Here is a 23331-nt window from a genome sequence, read left to right on the forward strand (position 1 = left end):
ACTATCCGCTTTTAATGTATATGTAATTATACGATTTTGGCGTTTTTATCGTATTCCTCGCCACCCGCATCAGGAAGCATGCCATATTCTACAGTCCACAAGTGTTTATATTTTAGTGCTTGATTGTGAATACGTTCGATTTGCGTTTCATCTGTACGAGCTATGCGAGCTGGGATTCCAACAACTAAAGAATTAGGTGGGATTACAGTGTTCTCCTTTATGACTGCACCAGCAGCAATAATAGAGCCAGAGCCAATATGACAACCGCTCAATACAATAGCGCCCATTCCAACTAATACATTATCTTCAATGGTACTAGCGTGTACTATTGCACCATGGCCAATTGTTACATAATCTCCAAGAATGCAAGCCCTGTCGTCATCAACGTGTAATACAGAGTTATCCTGTACATTGGAATAGCGACCTACTACAATTTTATTTACATCACCGCGAAGTGCGCAGTTTTGCCAAATCGAAGCATATTCTTTTAGTTCAACATCACCTGCAAGTTCTGCACCAGGCATAACACAACTTTTGGGATCTAATTTGGGGTATTTTCCGTGAAATGGTAACATAAGGAACTCCTAATTTATTAACTATACGATTTCAATAAGACGTTGTGCTTTACGAATAGACATGATAGCTTCGTTCATTACTGTTTGTACTATAGTGTGAGCAGGTTCAATAGTAGTAAGTCGGTTTAAACCTTGTCCAACTTGTACAGCACCATTTACAACATCACCATCGATAGCAGCACGTTTGTTAGTGCCTTGGGACATTTTGGTGCGTTCTTCAGGGGTAGTAACACCATCTGTTTCGGCAGCTAAGTAACGTGTAGTGAATTCGTTTTTCAAGCTACGTACTCCACCGTGACCGGAGAGGAGACCCGTTACAACAGAGTCTGTATCTGTGGCTTTGATAATTGCTTCTTTCATATTTATGTGGGCTTGGCATTCTTCAGCTAACAAAAAACGGGAACCCATTTGTACACCCTCAGCACCCATCAACAATGCTGCTGCAATACCACGACCATCTACGATAGCGCCTGCTACAACAACAGGAATGGAAATTTCAGGTAAAATATTTTCCATCAAGGACATGGTTGTTTGGCTACCAATATGTCCACCAGCTTCCATACCCTCAATAATAATTGCATCAGCACCAGCTTCTTCAATGCGTTTAGCAAGTTTTAGAGATGGGACAACAGGGATAACTTTAATGCCTGCATCTTGCAATGGTTTAATATATGGTACAGGATTGCCTGCTCCAAGTGTTACAAATGCAGGCTTTTCTTCAATGATAATATCCACTAATTCGTCTTTATTGGGAGCCATTAACATGAGATTGACTCCGAAAGGCTTATCCGTTAAGTCTTTACAGGCACGAATCTCGTTGCGCGTCCATTCTGCATCACGACCACCAAGAGCAATTACACCTGTAGCACCTGCATTAGCTACGGCAGCAACTAGTTTGTGTTCAGATACCCAAGCCATAGCACCTTGGATGATAGGGTATTCGATTTGTAAAAGTTGTGTTAACGCTGTTCTCATAAAGCCTCCTATGATAACAATTAGATTTACTGAAACTTTATTATACCTTTATAGGAGAATTTTATATAAGAATGATTTTATTTTCTTATATAAAATTAGAGTATTAATAAAGTCAAGAATATTCATCAGTATATACTTATATACTAAAGAGATTAAGCGTAATATTATTTGGAGATTATATGTAGTCACATAATCTCTTCTCTATATAATAGTATAATATAGTAATTATGTACACCTTAGATAAGGTTATTATAGTTATTTATTTAAACAATATGCTTTCAAAATTAATTTCCAATTATTGGATTAAAATAAAATATTCAGCAGTAGTCTAAAGATAAAAAAACTAAATGATAATATATTTCAAATGAGTTAAGTAGTAGAAAACCGCATAGTATCTATGATTATTAAATATTATAAAAAATGAGAAAATAAGAAAATGAGTATTGAAAAGTTTCGATGTCTTTGATATACTACATTACAGATAGAGTATCTGAATTAATTAAAGATAAACATTAAACAATAATTTTCAAGTGAAGGAGGAAATACACATGGAAAAATATGTATGCGTAGTATGTGGTTGGGTTTATGACGAAGCTGTTGAAGGCGTAAAATTCGAAGATCAACCAGCTGATTATGTTTGCCCAATTTGCGGTGTTGGTAAAGACCAATTCGAAAAAATGTAATTGACTTACCAAAAGGCTATCTTGAGTCCACTTGAGATAGTCTTTTTTATTTGACAAAGCACCATGTCATGTTTATAATATTATGAGTCGAGGTAAGATTATGAAACTGCAAGTAGAGCAAGCAAAAGAACATATAGGAAAGAAATTTCCTTATAGCTATACGATATCAGCCTCTGAGCTTGGTGACGTAACTGCTTTTCCTTGGAGCCGTCATGATATAACCATTAGTGGTGAGTTTTGGTTTGATGGTCAAAATTACATCGTTCAAGGTTCGATTCAGTCTAAAGGCGATTATGATTGTTCCCGTTGTTTAAATACCACAGAACATTATCGAAAAGATTTCTTTCAGGAAATCTTTAGTGATTGTCGAGATGCTGCAGATGATGTGAATTCTTTTGATGGAGAAGAAATTGACTTAACTGAACTAATTAGGGATACATTAATCATCAATGAGCCCTCTCAAGTGTTATGTCAGGATGATTGCAAAGGATTGTGCGTTCATTGCGGAGCAAATTTAAATGTTTCACCTTGTTCTTGTGAATCCTTTGTGGTGGATCCTCGATTTGCAGAGTTACGTGCTTTGCTTGATGAGAAAGATGATAGATTATCCTAATGATTGTACTAAGGAGGTGCAGATAATGGCAGTACCTAAACGTAGATTGTCTAAATGCCGTCGCGATCGTCGTCGTGCTAATTGGAAATTAGAAGCTCCTGGTTATGTAGCATGTCCACAATGCCACGAACCTAAGATGCCTCATCGTGTTTGCCCTACATGTGGTCACTATAAAGGTGAACAAGTAGTAGCTAATGCTTAATATGTGAGCAGAGAGAGACGCCTACTTTGTAGGCGTCTTTTTTATATGCTTTCAAAATATACACTCATATTTTTATATGTTTCGTTATCAATAGCAAGTGTCACTATTTTATAGTAAGATTATTCTATAAGATGGTGACACATTTTTATTTTTTATAAACAATAATACTAAAATATAAAAAAACAACTATATTTTGTATATGCTATGAAAAAATCTTACTATATGTATGAAAAGTCTTGCCAATAAGGGAATTATTGTATATACTTAGGATGTAATATTAATACTAGGTCATAAAAGGTGGTCCCATGAGTCGGTTAAAGAAGCAAGAGCGCCAGAAGCAGTTACAAGAAAAACTGAATATTACGCCATTTCTTACTGATGAAGAATTGGCAACACACTTTGGTGTAAGTGTGCCAACAATTCGTCTCGATCGACTAGAATTGGGTATTCCTGAATTGCGTGAACGCATTCGTGTTATGGCTACAGGTCAATCACATGAAATGGCAGAACATGTATCATATGAAGTGGTTGGCGAATTGATTGATGTCACCGAGGGGCACCAAGCATTATCTATGTTGCGTACTACGGCTGATATGGAAGATCAATTTGGATATGTAGAACCGCAGTATTTATATGCTCAAGCAAATTCCCTTGCAAAAGTGGTTATGGGGACGACTGTTTGCTCTGCGGAAGTTGGAAATATAAAATATAAGAACCCGGTAGGATCTGGTACTAATTTGGTAGCGAAAGCAGAAATTGTTCGTCGCCGAGGTAATAAGTTCTTTATTTGGGTTATAATAAGAGATAAAATAAAAGAAGTGTTTCGCGCAAAATTTATTATGGAATCCGTAGAGAATAGGGTGTAAATTATGAAAATTGCAATAGACGCCATGGGTGGCGACTTTGCTCCAATGGAGACTGTACTTGGATCCATTGAAGCCGTACGAGCAAATCAACACATTGAAGTGGTGCTCGTCGGCGATGAGCAGCAAATTTTTGATATATTAGAAGCTAATAATGAAGCTAAGAATCCACGTATTTCTGTACATCATGCTAGCCAGGTAATCGGCATGGATGAACATCCAGGTCAAGCATTGCGCAAGAAAAAAGATGCATCTGTTGTGGTCGCTACTTCGTTGGTTCGCGATAATCGTTGTGATGCTGTAATTGCTCCGGGGAGTACGGGAGCTGCTGTTGCAGCGGCTTTGTTTGGTCTCGGTCGCATTAAGGGCATTGATCGCCCTGTCATTGCAACTCCAATGCCAACGGTAAGTGGTATAACAGTTATGTTAGACTCTGGTGCAAATTCTAATAGTAAACCTAAACATCTTGTACAAGGTGCTTTAATGGGGTCTGAATACGCTAAGCTTTTATTAGGAAAAGAAAATCCTACTGTAGGATTGTTAAATATTGGTGAAGAGGCCACAAAGGGGAACGATGTCGTATTGGCGACATATCCGATTTTGGAGGGTATGAAGACTATCAATTTTAAAGGAAATATTGAAGGTCGTGATATTCCTAAAGGTGCCGTTGATGTTGTCGTATGTGATGGCTTCGTAGGCAATGTGGTACTTAAATTTGCGGAAGGTTTAGTAACAGGTCTTACGCAATTAGTAAAGGATAGTATCATGGCAGGAAGTATTTTCGCCAAGATAGGAGCTATGCTTGTAAAGCCAGCTTTGAAAAAGATGGCAAAACGTTTGGATCACACAGAAAATGGTGGTGCTCCGCTCTTGGGAGTTAATGGGGTATTCATGATTGCTCATGGTAGTTCTAAAGCAAAAGAAATAAAAACTGCTATTGAAATTGCTAGTGATTTAGTAGAGCGTAAAATTATTCAACACATAAGAGAAACGATGGATATTGAAGGAGCCTTAAAGTATGACTATGATGAATAAACCTGTAGGAATCATTGGTACTGGGAGCTTCCTTCCTGACAATGTAGTAACAAACTTTGATCTTGAAAAAATGGTTGATACCAATGATCAATGGATTAGAGAGCGTACGGGTATAGAAGAACGACGCATTGCACCGGAAGGCATGAATACATCCTATATGGCGACCGAGGCAGCAAAAAAAGCTATGCAAATGGCTAATGTCACTGCAGAGGAAATCGACATGATTATCTTTGCTACCTTAACACCAGATATGATTATTCCTTCGGCAGCTTGTGTATTGCAAGCGAACTTAGGCGCTAAAAACGCTGCAGCCTATGATTTACAAGCGGCATGCTCTGGGTTTGTATATGGATTGATTACTGCCGCTAGTTATATTAGTTCTGGTATTTATAAAAAAGTACTCGTCGTGGGGGCGGAAATTCTTTCCCGTCGAGTAAACTGGAATGATCGTGGTACATGTATCCTCTTTGGTGATGGTGCTGGGGCTGCAGTAGTATCTGAAGTACCTGAAGGCTATGGCATTAAAGGTATTGACATGGGCGCCGATGGTACTGGCGGACCAGCGCTTTGCATTCCTGCAGGTGGCACTGCTGTGGTGGCAAATGATCAACGCGTAGAAGAGGGCTTAACATTTATTCATATGGATGGCCCTGAAGTATATAAATTTGCCGTTAAAACGATGGGGCGTACGGTTTTAAAATCCTTAGAACGCGCTGGTATGGAGTTAAACGAATTAGATTACTTCATTCCTCATCAAGCGAATATTCGTATTATTGATTCGGCAGCCAAACGTTTACATCTGCCAATGGAAAAAGTTTTTGTTAATTTACATAAGTATGGTAATACATCTGCCGCGTCTGTAGCGATTGCACTTGATGAAGCTAATCGCGAGGGACGTTTCAAACGCGGTGATAATGTTGCGTTTGCAGGATTTGGTGCAGGCCTAACATGGGCAAGCCTGGTCTTGAAATGGTATTAAGGAGGACACATCAAGATGATTAAGACTGACATTTGTGATTTATTGCAGATTGAGTATCCAATCTTTCAAGGTGGTATGGCTTGGCTCGGTACTGCAGAATTAGCGGCAGCCGTTTCTGAAGCTGGTGGCCTTGGGATTATTGGTGCTGGTCATATGCCTCCTGATATTTTCCGTAATGAAATCCATAAATTAAAAGAGCGCACTAGCAAGCCTTTTGGCTGTAATATTATGCTCATGTCTCCATTTGTAAAAGAGGTTATGGAAGTAGTCGTGGAAGAACGTGTTCCTGTTATCACTACAGGTGCAGGTAATCCTGGTGTTTATGTTCCCGCTTTGAAAGAAATTGGTACAAAAGTTATTCCTGTAGTTGCATCAGTATTACTAGCAAAGCGCTTATTACGTGGTGGTATTGATGCAATTATTGCTGAAGGTACAGAGTCTGGTGGTCACGTAGGTGATATTACAACTATGGCATTAATTCCTCAAGTAGTTGATGCTGTAGATGTACCAGTTATTGCTGCCGGAGGTATTGCAGATGGTCGTGGTATGGCTGCGGCATTTGCATTAGGTGCTAAAGCGGTACAAATGGGGACACGATTCGTATTATCCGAAGAATGTATTGCCCATGAAAATTATAAAAATGCTGTATTGAAAGCAAAAGATCGTGCTACAGTTATGACTGGCTTAACAACAGGTCATCCTGTACGTATTATAGATAATGCGTTAGCTCATAAATATAAATCCCTTGAATTTAGTGGTGGTTCTAAAGAGGAATTGGAAGCATTAGGCGCTGGCACACTTCGTTTAGCTGCTATTGAGGGTAATGTAAAAGAAGGTTCTGTAATGATCGGTCAAATTTCTGGTATGTTAACAGATGTTAAACCATGTGAAACTATCATTAAAGATATCATGACTGAAGCTGAAACAGTGATTAAGAATCTTCAAGATCTTAGTAAATAAGGAGGCCCCTAATGAAAACGGCATTTGTTTTTCCTGGTCAAGGTTCTCAAAAAGTAGGCATGTTACAAGATTTGTATAATGCGTATCCTATTGTAAAACAACGTTTTGAAGAGGCTGACGAAGCACTTGGTTACTCCATCAGTAAATTATGCTTCGAAGGTCCTGATACAGAGCTCGTTAAAACAGCAAATACACAACCAGCTATTTTGACTGCATCCGTAGCTTGTTATGAAATCCTAAAAGAACAAGGCTTTACGCCTGATATCGTAGGCGGGCATAGTCTTGGTGAGTATAGTGCTCTAGTAGCAGCTGGTGTATTGAACTTTAAAGACGCAGTATATGTAGTTCATAAACGCGGTGAATATATGCAAGAAGCTGTGCCATTGGGTAAAGGCGCTATGGCGGCAATTTTGGCATTACCTCGTGAGCAAGTTGTAGAAATTTGTGAAGAAGTAAATGCTTCTGTAGGTTCTGTACAAGCAGTTAACTTCAATTGCCCTGGACAAATCGTTATTGCCGGTGAAACTGCAGCGGTGGAAACAGCAGCTGAAAAAATGAAAGAAGCAGGAGCGAAACGTGCAGTAATGCTTCCTGTGAGTGCTCCATTCCACAGCCGTTTGATGGAACCAGCAGCTCTTCGGTTAAAGGAAGAATTGGATAAGATCCAAGTGAGTGATGCACAAATTCCTGTAGTTGCAAATGTTACTGGTAAGATTTTGACTAATGCCAATGACATTAAAGAGTCCTTAGTTACTCAAGCCGCTAACCCTGTTTTATGGGAAGATTGTGTAGCTGAAATGGTAAACTTTGGTGTTACTCGCTTTGTTGAAGTGGGACCTGGGAAAGTACTTACAGGTTTTACTAAAAAGATTAACAAAGATATGGAATTAGCCAATGTTGAAGACATTGCATCCTTAGAGAAAACGCTTGAATTTTTGAAGGGGGTTCGATAAAATGCATTTAGAGGGTAAAGTAGCCATTGTAACTGGCGCATCCCGTGGCATTGGTCGCGCTGTAGCTATCAATCTAGCACAATCTGGTGCTGATGTTGTAGTAAATTATAGCGGTAGCGAAGGTGCAGCGCAAGAAACTGTTGAAGCTGTACAAGCGTTAGGCCGCAAAGCCATTAAAATTAAAGCCAATGTAGCCAATGTAGATGAAGTTGCTTCCATGGTGGAAGAAGCTCATAAAGAATTTGGTCACATTGATATTCTCGTGAATAATGCGGGGATTACGCGTGACGGTTTGTTAATGCGAATGAAAGACGAAGATTTTGATGCTGTTATCGATATCAACCTAAAAGGTGTTTACTTGGTAACTAAAGCAGTATCTAAAATCATGATGAAACAACGTTCTGGTCATATTATTAACATGACATCTGTTGTTGGTGTTATAGGTAATGCTGGTCAAACTAACTATGCTGCTTCTAAAGCGGGCGTAATTGGTTTTACTAAATCCTGTGCTAAAGAATTGGCTAGCCGTGGTATTACAGTTAATGCTATTGCACCAGGCTTTATCAATACAGATATGACTGATGTATTACCAGAAAAAGTTAAAGAAGCTATGGTTACTCAAATTCCGTTGGGCCGTATGGCTGATGCCGAAGAAGTAGCAACAGTAGCAACATTCCTTGCTAGCGATTTTGCTAATTATATTACGGGTCAAGTCATCAATGTTGATGGTGGCATGGTAATGTAGTTGTAAAATTAGACTATATATAAATACACTTTGAAAGGAGGTGAACCACTAATGAACACTTTCGATAAAGTTAAAGCAATCGTTGTGGAACAATTAGGCGTTGATGAAGCTGAAGTTACCATTGATTCTACATTCATCGACGACTTAGGCGCTGACTCCTTAGATATCGTTGAATTGATCATGGCATTTGAAGAAGAATTCAATGTTGAAATCCCTGACGACGTTGCAGAAAAAATTAAAACCGTTAAGGATACAGTAGAATATATTGATTCTGCTAAATAAGCTGTAAAGCTAACAATTCAACCGAACGGGAGGCCGAGTGGCCTCCCAACCGGTTTTATTTACAGGAGGATTTGATAGTGAAGCTCCCTGAACTTCGCATTGGGAATCTAGTGGCCAAAGTACCTATTATTCAAGGTGGTATGGCGATTAGATTGTCTACAGCTCGCTTGGCAGCAGCCGTTGCAAATGAAGGTGGTATCGGCCTTATTGCGGCATCGGGCTTGCCTTTCGATGAATTACGATACGAAATACAATTAGCTAGAAAATTATCACCTACGGGTATTATTGGTATAAATGCGATGGTAGCAGCAACTCAATTTGCTGGCTTAGTAAAGACTGCCATCGAAGAAGGCATTGATCTTGTAGTAGCAGGTGCTGGTTTTTCAAGAGATATGTTCGCAATGGGCAAAGAGTCTGGTACTCCTATTGTACCAATTGTTTCGTCCGCAAAATTAGCTCGCATTTCTGAAGGTTTAGGTGCTGCAGCTGTAATCGTAGAAGGCTGTGAAGCTGGTGGACACTTGGGGACGGATCGTTCCGCTCGAGAAATCGTTCCCGAAGTTGTAGCAGCGGTAAAAAACATTCCAGTAATTGCTGCTGGTGGTGTTCTAGATGGCCATGATATCGTTGAAATGTTAAAAATCGGCGCTAGTGGTGTTCAAATGGGTAGCCGTTTTGCTGCTTCTGATGAATGTAATGCATCTGATGAATTGAAAAAAATGTATGTACGAGCTACAAACCCTGAGGATATAGTATTGATTCAAAGTCCTGTTGGTTTGCCTGGTCAAGCAATAAAAAACAAATTTGCTGAATCTGTTTTAGATGGTACTGTAGCGCCTCCAACGGTGTGTGATAACTGTTTAAAACATTGTTCCCATAAATTCTGCATTATCCGTGCTCTTTCTCGCGCACAACAAGGTGATGTGGAAACGGGGTTGGTGTTCTCTGGCAATAATATGAGAAAAGTCGATAGGATTATGCCAGTTAAAGATATCTTTGCTCAATTAAAACAGCAAGTAGCAGAGATTGATTAATTTAAAGGGCTGTATAGCTATAAGAGGTGGAATAATTGGAAAAACGTGTAGTAATTACTGGCTTAGGGGCAGTGACTCCTGTAGGTATCGGTAAAGAGAACTTCTACAATGCGTTATTGGCAGGTCAATCTGGTATTGGGCCGATTACACGCTTTGACGCATCTGACTATGCAACACGCATTGCGGGTGAAGTAAAAGACTTTGATATTACAAACTATGGGGTAGACAAGAAAGAAGCTCGTCGTATGGACCGTTCTGTAGAATTTGCTATCGGTGCAGCTGTTCTTGCTTGTGAAGATGCTGATCTTGATTTAGATAAAGCAGATTTAGATCGCTGTGGTACTGTAGTTGGTACAGGTATAGGCGGCATTGACTCTATCCATGAGGTGTATGAAACATTATTCGAAAAAGGTCCTGGCCGTGTAAGTCCATTTGCAGTACCTATGATGATTGCAAATATGACATCTGCACGCGTATCTATTCGCCTTGGTCTTAAAGGTCCAGTTATTACAGACGTAACTGCTTGTACTTCTGGTACAAATGCGATTGGCGATGCATTCCGTATCATCCAACGTGGAGATGCTGATGTGATGTTTGCTGGTGGTACTGAGGCTGCGGTATCTCCGGCTGCTGTAGCTGGTTTTGCGGCTATGAAAGCTATGTCTACACGCAATGATGAGCCAACAAAGGCGTCCCGTCCATTTGACCGTGACCGTGATGGTTTCGTAATGGGTGAAGGTGCTGGTATCGTAGTTCTTGAAGAATTAGAACACGCAAAAGCACGCGGTGCGCATATCTATGCTGAAGTTGTGGGCTATGGTAGCAATGGTGATGCTTACCATATCACTGCACCAGCTCCAGGTGGTGTTCAAGCTCGTAAATGTATGGAATTAGCAATTAAAGATGCAGGTATTGATCCTAAAGACGTTAACTACATCAATGCTCATGGTACATCTACTGGCCTTAATGACCAAAATGAAACATTGGCTATTAAAGAATTGTTCGGCGATCACGCTAAAAATATCGCTGTTAACTCTACTAAATCCATGACAGGTCACTTATTGGGGGCTGCTGGTGCTATTGAAACTATCGTAATGGCAATGGCGATTGAAACTGGTAAAGTTCACCCTACAATCAACTGTGACAATCCTGATGAAGGTTTGGATCTGGACTATGTTCGTGAAGGCGCACGTGAACTTCAAGTAAAATGTGCACTTTCTAACTCTTTCGGTTTTGGTGGTCATAACGGTACACTTTGCATTCGCCGTTATGAAGCTTAATGGTTACTATCGAAACGCATAAGAGTAAGATAACACAAGCTCGTGAAGAATCTCTTCATGAGCTTGTTGCTCGTTTAGACATACCTGTGTCAGATATATCCATTATAGATTGTGCTTTTACACATACTTCTTATGCGAATGAACATAAATCAAAGCATATTCATCACAATCAGCGATTAGAGTTTTTAGGCGATGCTGTTTTGGATCTTATTATTGGGGAATACCTATTTAAGACATATCCAGATATGGCTGAAGGTAATTTAACGAAAATTAAGGCCGCTACAGTGTGTGAGGATTCTTTAGCATCTGTGAGTCGTTCTTTGCAACTAGGACAATATTTATTGCTCGGTCATGGAGAACGCGCTTCCGGTGGTAACGATAGAAACTCTATATTAGCGGATACCTTTGAGTCTCTCATCGGTGCCATTTATATTTCTACAGATTATCAAACGGCTATGGCCTTTGTTTTAAAGCATTTAACTACCTATATCATGCAAGCCTTAGAAGGTAAGCGGGGCAAAGATTATAAGACATTATTACAAGAATATGTGCAACGTGATGGGGATAAACATATTGTCTATCATTTGCTCAGTGAAAGTGGTCCCGATCATGCTAAAACCTTCCATATGGAGGTTGAAATTAATGGTGTTACTTACGAGGCCGGCTCTGGTAAAAGTAAAAAAATTGCAGAACAACATGCGGCTCAATTGACTTTAGAAAAGTTGATGGCTGATAAATAGAAAAGCGCCGAATGGCGCTTTTTTTTTGTATAATAGTATGTGAGTAATAATCTATATAATGGTAGATGAATAATGATCTATATAATAATAGATGAATAATAATTTTTACATAAGAAGAGGAGGTGTCTATGAAACCATTTGGTATGATTCCCTTTTTTATACCTCACGTAGGTTGTCCCTATGTGTGTACATTTTGTAATCAATCTCGTATTACAGGCCAATCTGGTATTAGTCACCTAACTCCAGAATATATACAACAAACAATCAAAGACTATGTAGGAACAAAGCGGAATGAAAAGTTTTGGGAGGTTGCCTTTTATGGTGGATCATTTACGGCTATTATTAAAGATTTACAACATAAATTATTAATGCCTGCCTATGAAATGCTTCAACATGGCCTCATTGATGGCATACGCTGTTCTACAAGGCCCGATGCTGTAGGAGATGAAGCGATTACATTATTACAGTCTTATGGAGTAAAAACTGTAGAACTTGGTGTGCAGTCTATGAATGATGGTATTTTAGTCGATGCTAAGAGGGGGCACACGGCACAAGAGGTAGTAGAGGCTGTTACACGATTAAAACATCGTGATATGACCGTTGGGGTTCAACTTTTACCGGGACTAAAAGGAGAGACTTGGCAAACCATAATAGAAACGGCCATTGCAGTAGCCGCATTACGACCTGATTTTGTACGTATCTATCCCGTACTAGTTATAGAAAATACAGAGCTAGCCGAACAGTATAGAGCTGGAGAATATAAACCACTAAGTACTGAGCTAGCTATACAGTATTGTTCATTTTTAAAAGATTGGTTTGAACAGCATGGCATTGAAGTCATTCGCACGGGTTTACAAAGTACAGAAGAATTAGATTCCAGGAATAGCTTAGTAGCGGGGCCATATGAGCCCGCTATGGGGGAGCTGGTTGTGAACGAACAGTATAAGCAGCGAATTGAACGTTGTATTGATGAGCATGTATCTCAGTTTAAGTACTTAATAAGTAATGATTGTTTTAGTTTAATTGAAGATGCTACTTATGGAAGCTTAAAATTAAGTAGAGTTAATGTTGATAATAGTGGATGTATAGATAACACTAATAATGATAGAACAAATTATATTAGGACTAATGGTATTCCTGTAAAGCATAATATTGTTATTTCTTATCCGAGATGCTTAACATCTAAGGTGCGAGGCCTTAATAATCGAAACGTTAAATACTTTCAGATTCAGTATCCGCAGTATGCATTTGAATGGTGTGAAGAACGCACGAGAAATACCGTTCGTTGCTGTATTGATGGCCTGCAATATGTGTTATAATAAAAGATATGATTATTTAGGGTTGTTGGTAGAAAGGAGGCAGTCATGCAATTACTTCGGTTGGAATTAAAGGGCTTTAAATCGTTTGCGGATAAAACGATTGTAAAATTCTCACTAGGAATGACTGCCGTTATTGGTCCTAACGGAAGTGGTAAAAGTAATATTACGGATGCAATGAAATGGGTTTTAGGGGAATCCAATGTGCGTAATTTGCGCGGACAAAAAGCAGAGGATATTATTTTCTCTGGTACGGAAAAGCGCAAACCTATGAGCGCTGCTGAGGTTACACTTGTGTTTGACAATAGTGACCAACAATTAGATATAGATATGGCTGAGGTAGCCATTACACGCCGTATATACCGCACTGGTGAAAGTGAGTTTCTTATCAATAAGCGATCTTGTCGTTTAAAGGACATACATCTTTTACTAGCAGATACCGGTCTTGGTAGAGATTCTATGGCCATCATTGGTCAAAACCGAATTGACGCTATTTTAAATTCTAAACCTGAAGAACGTCGTCTTATCTTTGAAGATGTAGCTGGTATTTCTCGCTTTAAAATCAATAAAGAAGATGCTTTACGTCGTATTGCTAGTACAGACCGTAATATGGAGCGCGTACGCGACGTAATGGCTACCATTGAAGAGCAATTAGGACCTTTGTCTGAAAAAGCGGAAAAGACTAAAAAGTATATGACCTTAAGCCGCACAAAGCGCGATTATGATGGGGCATTAGGCTTTCACAATTATAAAACCTCTGATCGTCTTTTAACGCGTTTTGAAAATGATAATATTGCCTTTAAAGATGAAGAAATTGAGCTTCAAACTGAATTGTCTAAATTAGAGGCTCGTCGTCACGAATTGCAATCGTCTTCGTCAAAAGAGCAGGAACAGCTTAAGTTGTGGGAGGCTCAGTATACTGAAAAGCAACGTGATGAAGAACGCTTATCTGGTCACTTACGTCTCTTAGAAGAGCAACTAAAAACAGCGCGCCGTGAATTAGATGAAACGTCTATGCGCATTAGCGAGCTAGAGGCTACGCAAAAGGGCGAGGAGCAACAATTGCGCATCTTAAATCAATTGATTCAAGATGAAAGTGCTCAATTAGTAGAGAAAGAGTCTAATTTAGAAGAATTAGAAGCGACCTACAAAAAGGCTGTTGAAGATGTAAGGTCAGAACAAGCTAAGTTTCAATCCTTGCAATCCAATCGAGAGGCTTTTGAGCAACGTCAATTAGAAGTTGTGAGTGCTATTGAAACGGCTAAGGCTAGTATTCGAAGCTTAGAAGCTCGCAAGGTAGAAAGCAAAAATCAATGTGCTATTCTAGAATCTGAGATAGCACAGGTAGATAGTGAACTTCAAGTCGCTCGTTCTGAATTTGAAGCGCTAGGCCAAAAGTTTAATGCTATTTCTGCACAACGACAAGCCCTCGTTGATGGTGGTAAAGAAGCAGCTATACAAGCTCGTGAGGAACGTAAAGAATTACAAAAATTACGTACCCAAGAGCAACGTGTTAAAGGTCGTATCGAACTATTAGCCCAATGGGAAGAACAACATGAAGGTTATTTAGAAGGTACAAAGAATATCTTAAATGGTAAAGGTTCTTGGCGCGAACAAATCACAGGCGCTGTTGGTGATCTCTTTACGGTAGAGGACAAATATACTACGGCTATTGAAACGGCATTAGGCGGCAGTGTTAACCACGTTGTAACTACTACGGCTCGTGCAGCGGCTGAGGGTGTAAATTACTTGAAATCTATCCAAGGTGGTCGCGTAACCTTCTTGCCTATGGATTCTGTAAAAGGAAAACCTTATGATACACCGGCTCTAAATGAAAGCTGTGTATTAGGCACTGCTGTTGATTGTATCTCCTTTGATAATAAGTACGCTCATATTTTCCAGTATTTATTGGGCCGTACCTTAGTAGTATCCTCCATGGATGATGCTATTGGATTACAGAAAAAATACAATCAACAATTGCGTATTGTAACCCTTACGGGTGAACAGTTCCAACCGGGTGGTTCTTTAACCGGTGGTGCTACGAAGCGTAAGCGCGCCTCTGTATTGAGCCGTAAGGAAGAAGCAGCTAGTCTTGAACAAGAGCTTGTACAAATTGAAGAACAAATCCGTTCCTTAACAGCTAGCTTAGAAAATCTAGAAAAACGGGTTGAAGAGGCTGAAAAAGAACGAGCTAGCCTTGATGAAATCTATCAACATACGAACTTACTCTATGTGGCTAGTGAAACAAAGGTACAAAATATACAACATCAGATAGATCGTAAGAAACGTGTTCTTTCAGAAGAAGAGCAACGTTTAGTACAAATTGATATTGATTTGGCTACTACAACTGCTAACTTGAAAGATCAAGAAACAGCATTAGCTTCCTTGCAAGAGAATCATGGTGTGGATGGTAATCAAGGGGCGTTGATGGATCGATTGACTGTGTTGCAAAAGGTGCAACAAGAGGCGTATGAAGCTTTTACAGAAGTTCGCCTTACTTGTGATACCTTGCGACATACCATTCAGGAACGGGAAACACAACGTGAACAGCGTAATCAGTCTATTTCTAGTATTATAGAGCGCTTAACACCACTTCGTAATTTGTTAGTTAGTACTACACAACGCTATGAAGAGGAAATACCTAAGGCTCAGGAAGTTGCAGAACAAGAGTTGGCCTCTGCTACGGCTGAGGTTGAACGATTACGTGCTCTTCGTGATGAAGCCTATGATAAAACATCTACGGGGCGCGAGGAAATGGAATCTATCCTCAGTGAGCAAGACCGATTGAATCAACGCTATAAAGTGGTGCAAGGTCGTCTTGTTGATATGGAAGGTAAAATTACACGTCATCGCATGGATTGTGAGCGCTTTATAGAAGAATTACAAGAGCTAGGCTTTACATTGGAAGATGCTCAAGCCCTTCGCATTGAAGGTTCCGTTAATGATTGGAAGGATGAGCAAGCTCGGTTGATGGCCGAAATTGCCGAATTGGGTCCAGTCAATCCAAATGCCGTTGAGGAATATGAAGAGACTAAAGAACGATATGATTTCTTAACCACACAATTAGCTGATTTAGATACGGCAAAGACGCAATTACAGGCGGTTATTGCCGAAATGGATAAGGCTATGAGTACACAGCTATACGATGTATTGGATGTGGTAGGCCGTAGATTCCAAGAGGTATTCAGCCAATTGTTTGGCGGTGGTACTGCGCAAATTGTACTGACTGATCCAGATAATATTTTGACGGGTGGTATCGATTTCTATATTCAACCACCAGGGAAAAAGCGTCAACAATTGACACTTTTATCGGGTGGTGAACGTGCTCTTACGGTTATCGCTTTATTGTTCTCATTCCTCGATTATCGTCCAGCTCCGTTCTGCGTGCTTGACGAAGTTGACGCGGCGCTTGACGAAGCCAATGTTGAACGATTTAGTTCCTACTTAAATCGAGTAAATAAAGAAACACAATTTATCGTTGTATCTCACCGTAAAAAGACGATGGAAGCTGCCGAAGTACTTCAAGGGGTAACAATGGTGGAACGCGGTGTATCGCGATTATTAACAGTAGCATTTGAAGATGTGAAGGAGGATCTAGCATAATGGCATTTGGATTCTTTGATAGAATTAAAGACGGTTTAGAAAAAACTCGTAAGTCTTTTGTAAAAAATGTAGAAAGCATCGTTATTGGTTATGCGCAAATCGATGATGATTTTTTAGATGATTTAGAAGCAGTTATGCTTACTAGTGATCTAGGCCCTAAGACGACAGAATACTTGATGAAAGAAATTCGTCGTGGTGTAACAGAAGGTATCATCAATCATACAGGCGATGTAATGCCGTTCATGGAAGACCGCATCACGGAAATGCTCATCGATCAAGAAGATGAAATTACTTTGCATCATCCTGAGGTTATCCTCGTAGTTGGTGTAAATGGTGTCGGTAAAACAACGACAATCGCTAAATTGGCTAATTATTATACTAAAGAAGGTAAAAAGGTTATCATTGCAGCAGGTGATACATTCCGTGCTGCTGCAGCTGACCAATTATCCATTTGGGCTGATCGCGTTGGTGTGCCGATTGTTAAACATAAAGAGGGCGCAGATCCTGCTGCCGTTGTATATGATGCAATGGAAGCTGCGAAAGCTCGTAATGCAGACCTCGTTATCGTAGATACGGCTGGTCGTCTACATACTAAGGTTAACCTTATGGAAGAGCTTAAAAAGATGGGACGCGTAGCGAATAACCACGTAGAAGGTGCGCCACATCAAACATTGCTCGTATTAGATGGTACTACGGGTCAAAATGCAGTAAGCCAAGCTAAATTATTTGGTCAAGCCGTGCCAGTAAATGGTATTGTAGTAACTAAATTAGATGGTACAGCTAAAGGTGGTGTAGTTATCTCTATTAAAGAGGAACTAGGCGTACCAGTACGCTGGATTGGCGTTGGCGAAGGTATGGATGACTTGCGTCCATTTAATGCAAAAGAATTTGCTAATGCATTATTTAATAAAGGAATGATTCAAGGTGACAAATAAATATAACCGGGAATTCTTACTTGAATATGTAGAATCTGAAAATAAAAAAAATGAATGTAATGTTAGCCTAGAAAATATGAATAAGATTGTTAGCTTAATCGAGTACTTTGGTATTGAACTATATCGCCCCATTACGCGATTGCTACTTTCAAACTGGGAAGAAATTACAGATCGTATTAATAACTATACTGAATCAGATTGGATGATGGCTGATGAAATCCAAAAGACCACACCTACATTAGATCGTTTTTCTATTGCTATGCTCATCGAAGTCTTAGAAGGTGAGGATACATTGAATCAAGCGGAAAATGCAGGTCGTCGTTTGACGGATGAAGAAATGAAAGCCATCCGTAAACATCAGGATGAACAGTAATGAAGCATAGTACATATAATTACGAGGGGGGCCAACCATTTAAAGTGGAGGCGCCCTTTGCGCCTACAGGGGACCAACCTACTGCGATTCAATCTTTAACAGAAGGCATTGAACGCGGTGAATGGGCCCAAGTTTTGCTCGGTGCCACTGGTACTGGTAAGACCTTTACAATGGCCAAGGTTATTGAGGCAGTTCAAAAGCCGACCTTGATCATTGCTCATAATAAAACCTTGGCGGCTCAATTATGTAGTGAATTTAAAAGTTTCTTTCCAAATAATGCGGTAGAATACTTTGTATCTTACTACGATTTTTATCAACCGGAGGCCTATATTCCTTCTAGTGATACATATATCGAGAAGGATGCGTCTATTAATGATGAAATCGATAAACTGCGACATAGTGCTACGATGAGCCTTTTTGAGCGCCGCGATGTCATTATCGTTGCCTCTGTTAGCTGTATTTATGGCTTAGGTGACCCTGAGGACTATTCTGATCTTGTATTGTCCTTGCGCTTAGGTCAAACGAAGTCGCGCGATGAAATCTTATCTAAACTTGTAGATATTCAATATACGAGAAATGATATGAACTTTATTCGCGGCACTTTCCGTGTACAAGGGGATACGATTGATATTTTCCCTGCCGCTTATAGTGAAAGAGCTATTCGGGTGGAGCTCTTTGGTGATGAAATCGACCGCCTCGTAGAGGTAGATTCCTTGACGGGTGAAGTTATTGCGGAAAGAAAACACGTTGCTGTCTATCCAGCATCTCACTATGTAACGACGAAAGAGAAGATGAATATTGCTGTAGAGCGTATTGAAGCCGAATTAGATGAGCAGTTGGCGAAGTTAAAAGCTGCTGACCGTCTATTGGAGGCTCAGCGCTTAGAACAGCGTACCCGTTACGATATAGAAATGATGCAAGAAATGGGCTATTGCTCGGGCATCGAAAACTATTCCCGTCATATGTCTGAACGTAAGGCTGGGGAAGCACCGTTTACATTGATTGATTATTTCCCAGATGATTTCCTCATCATGGTGGACGAATCGCATGTGACGATGCCTCAAATTCGTGCTATGTATAATGGTGACCGTGCCCGTAAAGAATCTCTTATCGAATACGGTTTCCGTCTTCCTTCTGCATTAGATAATAGACCTCTTCAATTCGATGAATTTGTAGAGCGTATCAATCAAATTGTATACGTATCGGCTACACCTGGCCCATACGAAATGGAAGTAGAAACAAATATTGCAGAGCAAATCATTCGTCCTACGGGCCTATTAGATCCATCTATAGAAATTCGTCCTATTAAGGGGCAAATGGATGACTTGCTTGGAGAAATTCACAAGCGAGCTGCCAAGAATGAGCGTGTTCTCGTTACGACTTTAACGAAGAAAATGGCTGAGGATTTAACAGAATTCTTGAAGGAAATGGGCGTACGAGTTCGTTACCTTCATTCCGATATTGTTACTATTGAGCGAGCTGAAATCATTCGAGATTTGCGGGCTGGTGTATTTGATGTACTGGTAGGTATTAACTTGCTTCGTGAAGGTCTCGATATGCCAGAGGTTTCTTTGGTTGCTATCTTAGATGCGGATAAAGAAGGTTTCTTGCGTTCTGATACGGCTATGATTCAAACTATAGGTCGTGCGGCTCGTAATGTGAATGGTCACGTTATCATGTACGCAGATCGTGTAACAGGTTCTATGCAACGGGCTATCGATGAAACCGACCGTCGTCGTGCCGTGCAAGAGGCTTATAATATTGAACATAATATTACGCCTAAATCTGTATCTAAAGATGTAAAAGAGCTAATCGAATTAACGAAAATCGAAGAAGATATGGTAACCGATGGAAAGGGACTTTCACCGAAAAAAGGAAAACAAAAAAAATCCTCAGAGAGCATGGACCATGGACACGAATCATATGTTCAAGATATATCAGCACCTAAAGTGGCAGATATAACACCGGAAGAATTATACAATAAGATTGAAGAGCTAGATCGTCAAATGAAGGCCGCCGCCAAGCAGCTTGAATTTGAAACCGCTGCTAAATTACATGATCAATTGGGCGTATTACGTCAACAATGGTCCGATATGCATAGTGCAGGAGATAGCAAGTTGAAGAAGCCTGCTTCTACCAAATCTAGAAAGCGGACGAGTCCAAAAAGTAAATCTTAGGAGCAATTTTAAAAGATTGTAAGAAAACACATAGATTATATAGACTATATGTGCGATAATATACATATATTATTTCATGTTAGTAATCGGAGAGATGATGCCGTTTGGTATCATCTCTTTAAATAGGAAAGATAATGAAAGATCAATTGATTGTAAAAGGTGCGCGTCAGCATAACCTAAAAAATATTGATATATCCTTGCCACGTGATCAGTTTATCGTCTTGACTGGACTCAGTGGTTCTGGTAAATCATCCCTAGCATTTGATACGATTTACGCAGAAGGGCAACGACGTTATGTTGAGTCCCTGTCTGCGTATGCACGTCAATTTTTGGGACAAATGGATAAACCCGATGTCGATTATATTGAAGGTTTGTCTCCAGCCATTTCTATCGACCAAAAGACGACGAGTCGCAACCCTCGTTCTACGGTTGGTACCGTAACGGAGATTTACGACTATTTACGTCTCTTATTTGCACGCGTAGGTCATGCACACTGTCCAGAGTGTGGTAAGCCTATTACCCAGCAAACAATACAACAAATGACCGACGATGTAATGAGCTTTGCCGAAGGTACAAAGGTTTTAGTGCTGGCCCCTATGATTCAAGGTAAAAAAGGGGAACATAAATCGGTGTTTGAACAACTTCGCAAAGAAGGCTTTGTTCGTGCTCGAGTAGACGGTGTAGTGCGTACCTTGGACGAAGAAATTGTATTAGAGAAAAATAAGAAGCATTCCATCGATATCGTTGTGGACCGTCTCGTTGTAAAAGAAGGCATTGAATCTCGGTTGGCTGACTCTATGGAGACCGCTTCAAAATGGGCAGAAGGCATCGTTGTGATTCAAGAGGTAGACGGACCTGAACACATGTATAGCCAACATTTTGCGTGCCCAGATTGTCATATTTCATTACCTAAAATTGAACCGCGTATGTTCTCTTTTAATAGTCCGTTTGGTGCGTGCCCATCTTGTTTAGGGATTGGTTCTACTATGGAGGTTGATGAGGAGCGCGTTATTCCAGATGGATCTATTAGCTTTGCCGATGGTTGCGTGCAAGCCTTGAGCTCCAATCCTAATGCTTGGTTTATGCGTCAAGTAGAAGGTCTATTAAAAGCTAATGGATATTCCTTAGACTCCACCTATGATGAATTGCCGAAAGCATTACAGAAAAAGGTGATGTACGGTACGACGGATAAGGTAAATTTCACCTATGAAAATATGCGTGGTGAAGTAAAGGAATTCTTTACTGAGTACGAAGGTATTTTACCGATGGTTAAGCGCCGTCATAGTGAAGCCTCTACAGACTCTATGCGTGAAGAATTTGAAAAGTTTATGTCTATTAAGCCGTGTACTACATGTCATGGGGCTCGTCTTAAACCTGAAGTATTAGCTATTACTGTAGGGGATAAGAATATCAACGAAGTAACGCAGTTAACTATTAAAGAAGCACTCGATTTCTTTGGTAATCTACAGTTAACTGAACGTGAACAAGTGATTGGTGCTCAAATTTTAAAGGAAATCAATGCTCGTCTAGGTTTCCTTAATAATGTAGGTCTCGATTACCTAACAATGAACCGTAGTGCAGGCACATTATCTGGTGGTGAAGCACAGCGTATTCGTCTAGCTACGCAAATCGGCTCTGGTTTGGTAGGTGTATTGTACATCCTAGACGAACCGTCCATAGGTCTACATCAACGAGATAATGATCGACTCATCGATACCTTAAAAGGATTGCGGGACTTAGGTAATACCTTGCTCGTTGTAGAACACGACGAAGATACGATGCGTGCGGCTGACTATCTCGTGGACATTGGTCCAGGTGCAGGTGAGCATGGCGGTCAAATTATTGCCGCTGGTTCTGTTGACGAAGTTATGAAGGTAAAAGACTCTATTACGGGTCAGTATTTGAGTGGTCGTAAATTTATCGCTCTTCCGGAAGAACGCCGTAAACCAGGTAAGAACTGCATTGAAATTCGCGGTGCGAAGGAAAATAATTTACAAAATGTAAATGTAAAATTCCCTATCGGCCTATTTAATGTAGTTACCGGTGTCAGTGGTTCTGGTAAGTCTACCTTAATCAATGAAATTCTTTATAAAGGTTTAGCTAATCAGTTGTACCGGTCCTTCCATAAGGTAGGGACCCATAAAGAGATTCGTGGTTTAGAACACATCGATAAGATCATCAATATTGATCAAAGTCCTATCGGTCGTACACCTCGTTCCAATCCAGCTACATACACAGGTGTATTTGATGCGATTCGCGAATTATATAGTCAAACGCCTGAGGCCAAAATGCGTGGCTATAAACAAGGTCGTTTTAGCTTTAACGTAAAAGGTGGTCGCTGTGAGGCTTGTCGTGGTGACGGTATCATCAAGATTGAAATGCACTTCTTGCCTGATGTATATGTGCCTTGTGAAGTCTGCAAAGGGGCGCGTTATAACCGTGAAACCTTGGAGGTTAAGTATAAAGGCAAATCCATTGCTGATGTATTAGATATGACCGTAGATGATGCGGTAGAATTCTTTAGTGCCATACCTAAGATTAACCGTAAGATGCTTATCCTCCAAGAGGTGGGCCTTGGGTATATCCGTTTAGGTCAGGCGGCTACTACATTATCTGGTGGTGAGGCTCAACGCGTTAAATTAGCTACTGAATTGGCTCGTCGCAGTACAGGCAAAACATTGTACATCCTAGATGAACCTACTACAGGTTTACATGCTGAAGATATTCGTAAGCTCTTAGATGTATTACAAAAACTCGTTGATGGTGGCGATACTGTTGTGGTTATCGAGCATAATTTAGATGTGATTAAGATGGCAGACCACATCATAGACCTTGGTCCTGAAGGCGGTAATCGCGGTGGTACTATCGTAGCTACAGGTACACCTGAGGAAATCATTAAGGTGAAAGAAAGCTATACCGGTAAATTCTTAGGTCCTGTATTAGAACAGACTAAGAAATTTATGAAAGCAGCTCAAAAGAAGAAATAATAGTGCATACAAAGCTTAAAA

21 protein-coding genes are annotated in these 23331 nt (G+C 40.1%); 19 read left to right on the forward strand and 2 right to left on the reverse strand.

Annotated features, from left to right (window positions below; translation table 11 throughout):
* Window positions 1-26: 26 nt before the first annotated feature.
* Both ACGHIY_RS03460 and ACGHIY_RS03465 read right to left on the reverse strand, forming a co-directional pair.
* Window positions 27-575 (reverse strand): gamma carbonic anhydrase family protein, encoded by a 549-nt coding sequence (locus ACGHIY_RS03460; protein WP_004693416.1) that lies wholly within the window; start codon window positions 573-575, stop codon window positions 27-29.
* Between the two features lie 21 nt (window positions 576-596).
* The gene (locus tag ACGHIY_RS03465) at window positions 597-1550 is read right to left on the reverse strand and encodes a nitronate monooxygenase (RefSeq protein WP_004697213.1); all 954 of its coding nucleotides are present in this window, start codon (window positions 1548-1550) and stop codon (window positions 597-599) included.
* Between the two features lie 548 nt (window positions 1551-2098).
* Here ACGHIY_RS03465 and ACGHIY_RS03470 point away from each other — a divergent pair.
* The 19 genes from ACGHIY_RS03470 to uvrA all read left to right on the forward strand — a co-directional run bounded on the left by ACGHIY_RS03470 (window position 2099) and on the right by uvrA (window position 23310).
* A complete protein-coding gene (locus tag ACGHIY_RS03470) occupies window positions 2099-2233 on the forward strand; it encodes a rubredoxin (RefSeq protein ID WP_004693422.1) in 135 nt (44 codons plus the stop codon).
* A 100-nt stretch (window positions 2234-2333) separates the two neighbouring features.
* Window positions 2334-2846 carry a DUF177 domain-containing protein gene (locus ACGHIY_RS03475; RefSeq protein ID WP_004697400.1) on the forward strand — a complete coding sequence of 171 codons (513 nt, stop codon included), beginning with the start codon at window positions 2334-2336 and terminating at the stop codon, window positions 2844-2846.
* A 25-nt stretch (window positions 2847-2871) separates the two neighbouring features.
* The gene (rpmF, locus tag ACGHIY_RS03480) at window positions 2872-3048 is read left to right on the forward strand and encodes a 50S ribosomal protein L32 (protein ID WP_004693428.1); all 177 of its coding nucleotides are present in this window, start codon (window positions 2872-2874) and stop codon (window positions 3046-3048) included.
* A 305-nt stretch (window positions 3049-3353) separates the two neighbouring features.
* Window positions 3354-3914 (forward strand): transcription factor FapR, encoded by a 561-nt coding sequence (fapR, locus tag ACGHIY_RS03485; RefSeq protein WP_004693429.1) that lies wholly within the window; start codon window positions 3354-3356, stop codon window positions 3912-3914.
* Window positions 3915-3917: 3 nt separating this feature from the next.
* Entirely contained in the window at window positions 3918-4946 is a 1029-nt protein-coding gene (gene plsX, locus ACGHIY_RS03490; RefSeq protein WP_004693432.1) for a phosphate acyltransferase PlsX, read from the forward strand.
* Window positions 4930-5925 (forward strand): beta-ketoacyl-ACP synthase III, encoded by a 996-nt coding sequence (locus ACGHIY_RS03495; RefSeq protein ID WP_012864189.1) that lies wholly within the window; start codon window positions 4930-4932, stop codon window positions 5923-5925. Before plsX ends, ACGHIY_RS03495 begins: the two co-directional genes overlap by 17 nt.
* A gap of 15 nt (window positions 5926-5940) precedes the next feature.
* Entirely contained in the window at window positions 5941-6885 is a 945-nt protein-coding gene (fabK, locus tag ACGHIY_RS03500) for an enoyl-[acyl-carrier-protein] reductase FabK (protein ID WP_316055155.1), read from the forward strand.
* 11 nt (window positions 6886-6896) lie between these two features.
* Window positions 6897-7838, forward strand: a complete 942-nt coding sequence (gene fabD / locus ACGHIY_RS03505; protein ID WP_004693437.1) for an ACP S-malonyltransferase — start codon at window positions 6897-6899, stop codon at window positions 7836-7838.
* Window position 7839: 1 nt separating this feature from the next.
* Window positions 7840-8583: a 3-oxoacyl-[acyl-carrier-protein] reductase gene (fabG, locus tag ACGHIY_RS03510; protein WP_287525351.1), complete on the forward strand. Its 744-nt coding sequence runs from the start codon at window positions 7840-7842 to the stop codon at window positions 8581-8583.
* Window positions 8584-8634: 51 nt separating this feature from the next.
* Window positions 8635-8865: an acyl carrier protein gene (locus ACGHIY_RS03515; RefSeq protein WP_004693441.1), complete on the forward strand. Its 231-nt coding sequence runs from the start codon at window positions 8635-8637 to the stop codon at window positions 8863-8865.
* 77 nt (window positions 8866-8942) lie between these two features.
* Complete coding sequence (locus ACGHIY_RS03520; RefSeq protein WP_004693443.1) at window positions 8943-9899, forward strand: nitronate monooxygenase family protein; 957 nt, start codon at window positions 8943-8945, stop codon at window positions 9897-9899.
* Window positions 9900-9934: 35 nt separating this feature from the next.
* Window positions 9935-11179, forward strand: a complete 1245-nt coding sequence (fabF, locus tag ACGHIY_RS03525; protein ID WP_004693446.1) for a beta-ketoacyl-ACP synthase II — start codon at window positions 9935-9937, stop codon at window positions 11177-11179.
* Window positions 11179-11919 carry a ribonuclease III gene (rnc, locus tag ACGHIY_RS03530; RefSeq protein ID WP_004693448.1) on the forward strand — a complete coding sequence of 247 codons (741 nt, stop codon included), beginning with the start codon at window positions 11179-11181 and terminating at the stop codon, window positions 11917-11919. The genes fabF and rnc overlap by 1 nt, the downstream gene beginning before the upstream one ends.
* A 128-nt stretch (window positions 11920-12047) precedes the next feature.
* Window positions 12048-13238, forward strand: coding sequence for an elongator complex protein 3 (locus ACGHIY_RS03535; protein ID WP_287552279.1), 1191 nt, complete (start codon window positions 12048-12050; stop codon window positions 13236-13238).
* A 45-nt stretch (window positions 13239-13283) separates the two neighbouring features.
* A complete protein-coding gene (gene smc / locus ACGHIY_RS03540) occupies window positions 13284-16838 on the forward strand; it encodes a chromosome segregation protein SMC (RefSeq protein ID WP_390525706.1) in 3555 nt (1184 codons plus the stop codon).
* Complete coding sequence (gene ftsY, locus ACGHIY_RS03545) at window positions 16838-17773, forward strand: signal recognition particle-docking protein FtsY (protein WP_004693455.1); 936 nt, start codon at window positions 16838-16840, stop codon at window positions 17771-17773. Before smc ends, ftsY begins: the two co-directional genes overlap by 1 nt.
* Window positions 17763-18146: a hypothetical protein gene (locus ACGHIY_RS03550; RefSeq protein ID WP_004693457.1), complete on the forward strand. Its 384-nt coding sequence runs from the start codon at window positions 17763-17765 to the stop codon at window positions 18144-18146. The genes ftsY and ACGHIY_RS03550 overlap by 11 nt, the downstream gene beginning before the upstream one ends.
* On the forward strand, window positions 18146-20323 hold the full coding sequence (gene uvrB / locus ACGHIY_RS03555) for an excinuclease ABC subunit UvrB (RefSeq protein WP_390525707.1): 2178 nt from the start codon (window positions 18146-18148) through the stop codon (window positions 20321-20323). The genes ACGHIY_RS03550 and uvrB overlap by 1 nt, the downstream gene beginning before the upstream one ends.
* A 134-nt stretch (window positions 20324-20457) precedes the next feature.
* Window positions 20458-23310, forward strand: coding sequence for an excinuclease ABC subunit UvrA (uvrA, locus tag ACGHIY_RS03560; RefSeq protein WP_390525708.1), 2853 nt, complete (start codon window positions 20458-20460; stop codon window positions 23308-23310).
* The last annotated feature ends 21 nt before the right edge of the window (window positions 23311-23331 follow it).

The organism is Veillonella parvula (genome assembly GCF_042850485.1).
In the GTDB taxonomy this organism is placed as follows: domain Bacteria; phylum Bacillota; class Negativicutes; order Veillonellales; family Veillonellaceae; genus Veillonella; species Veillonella parvula_Q.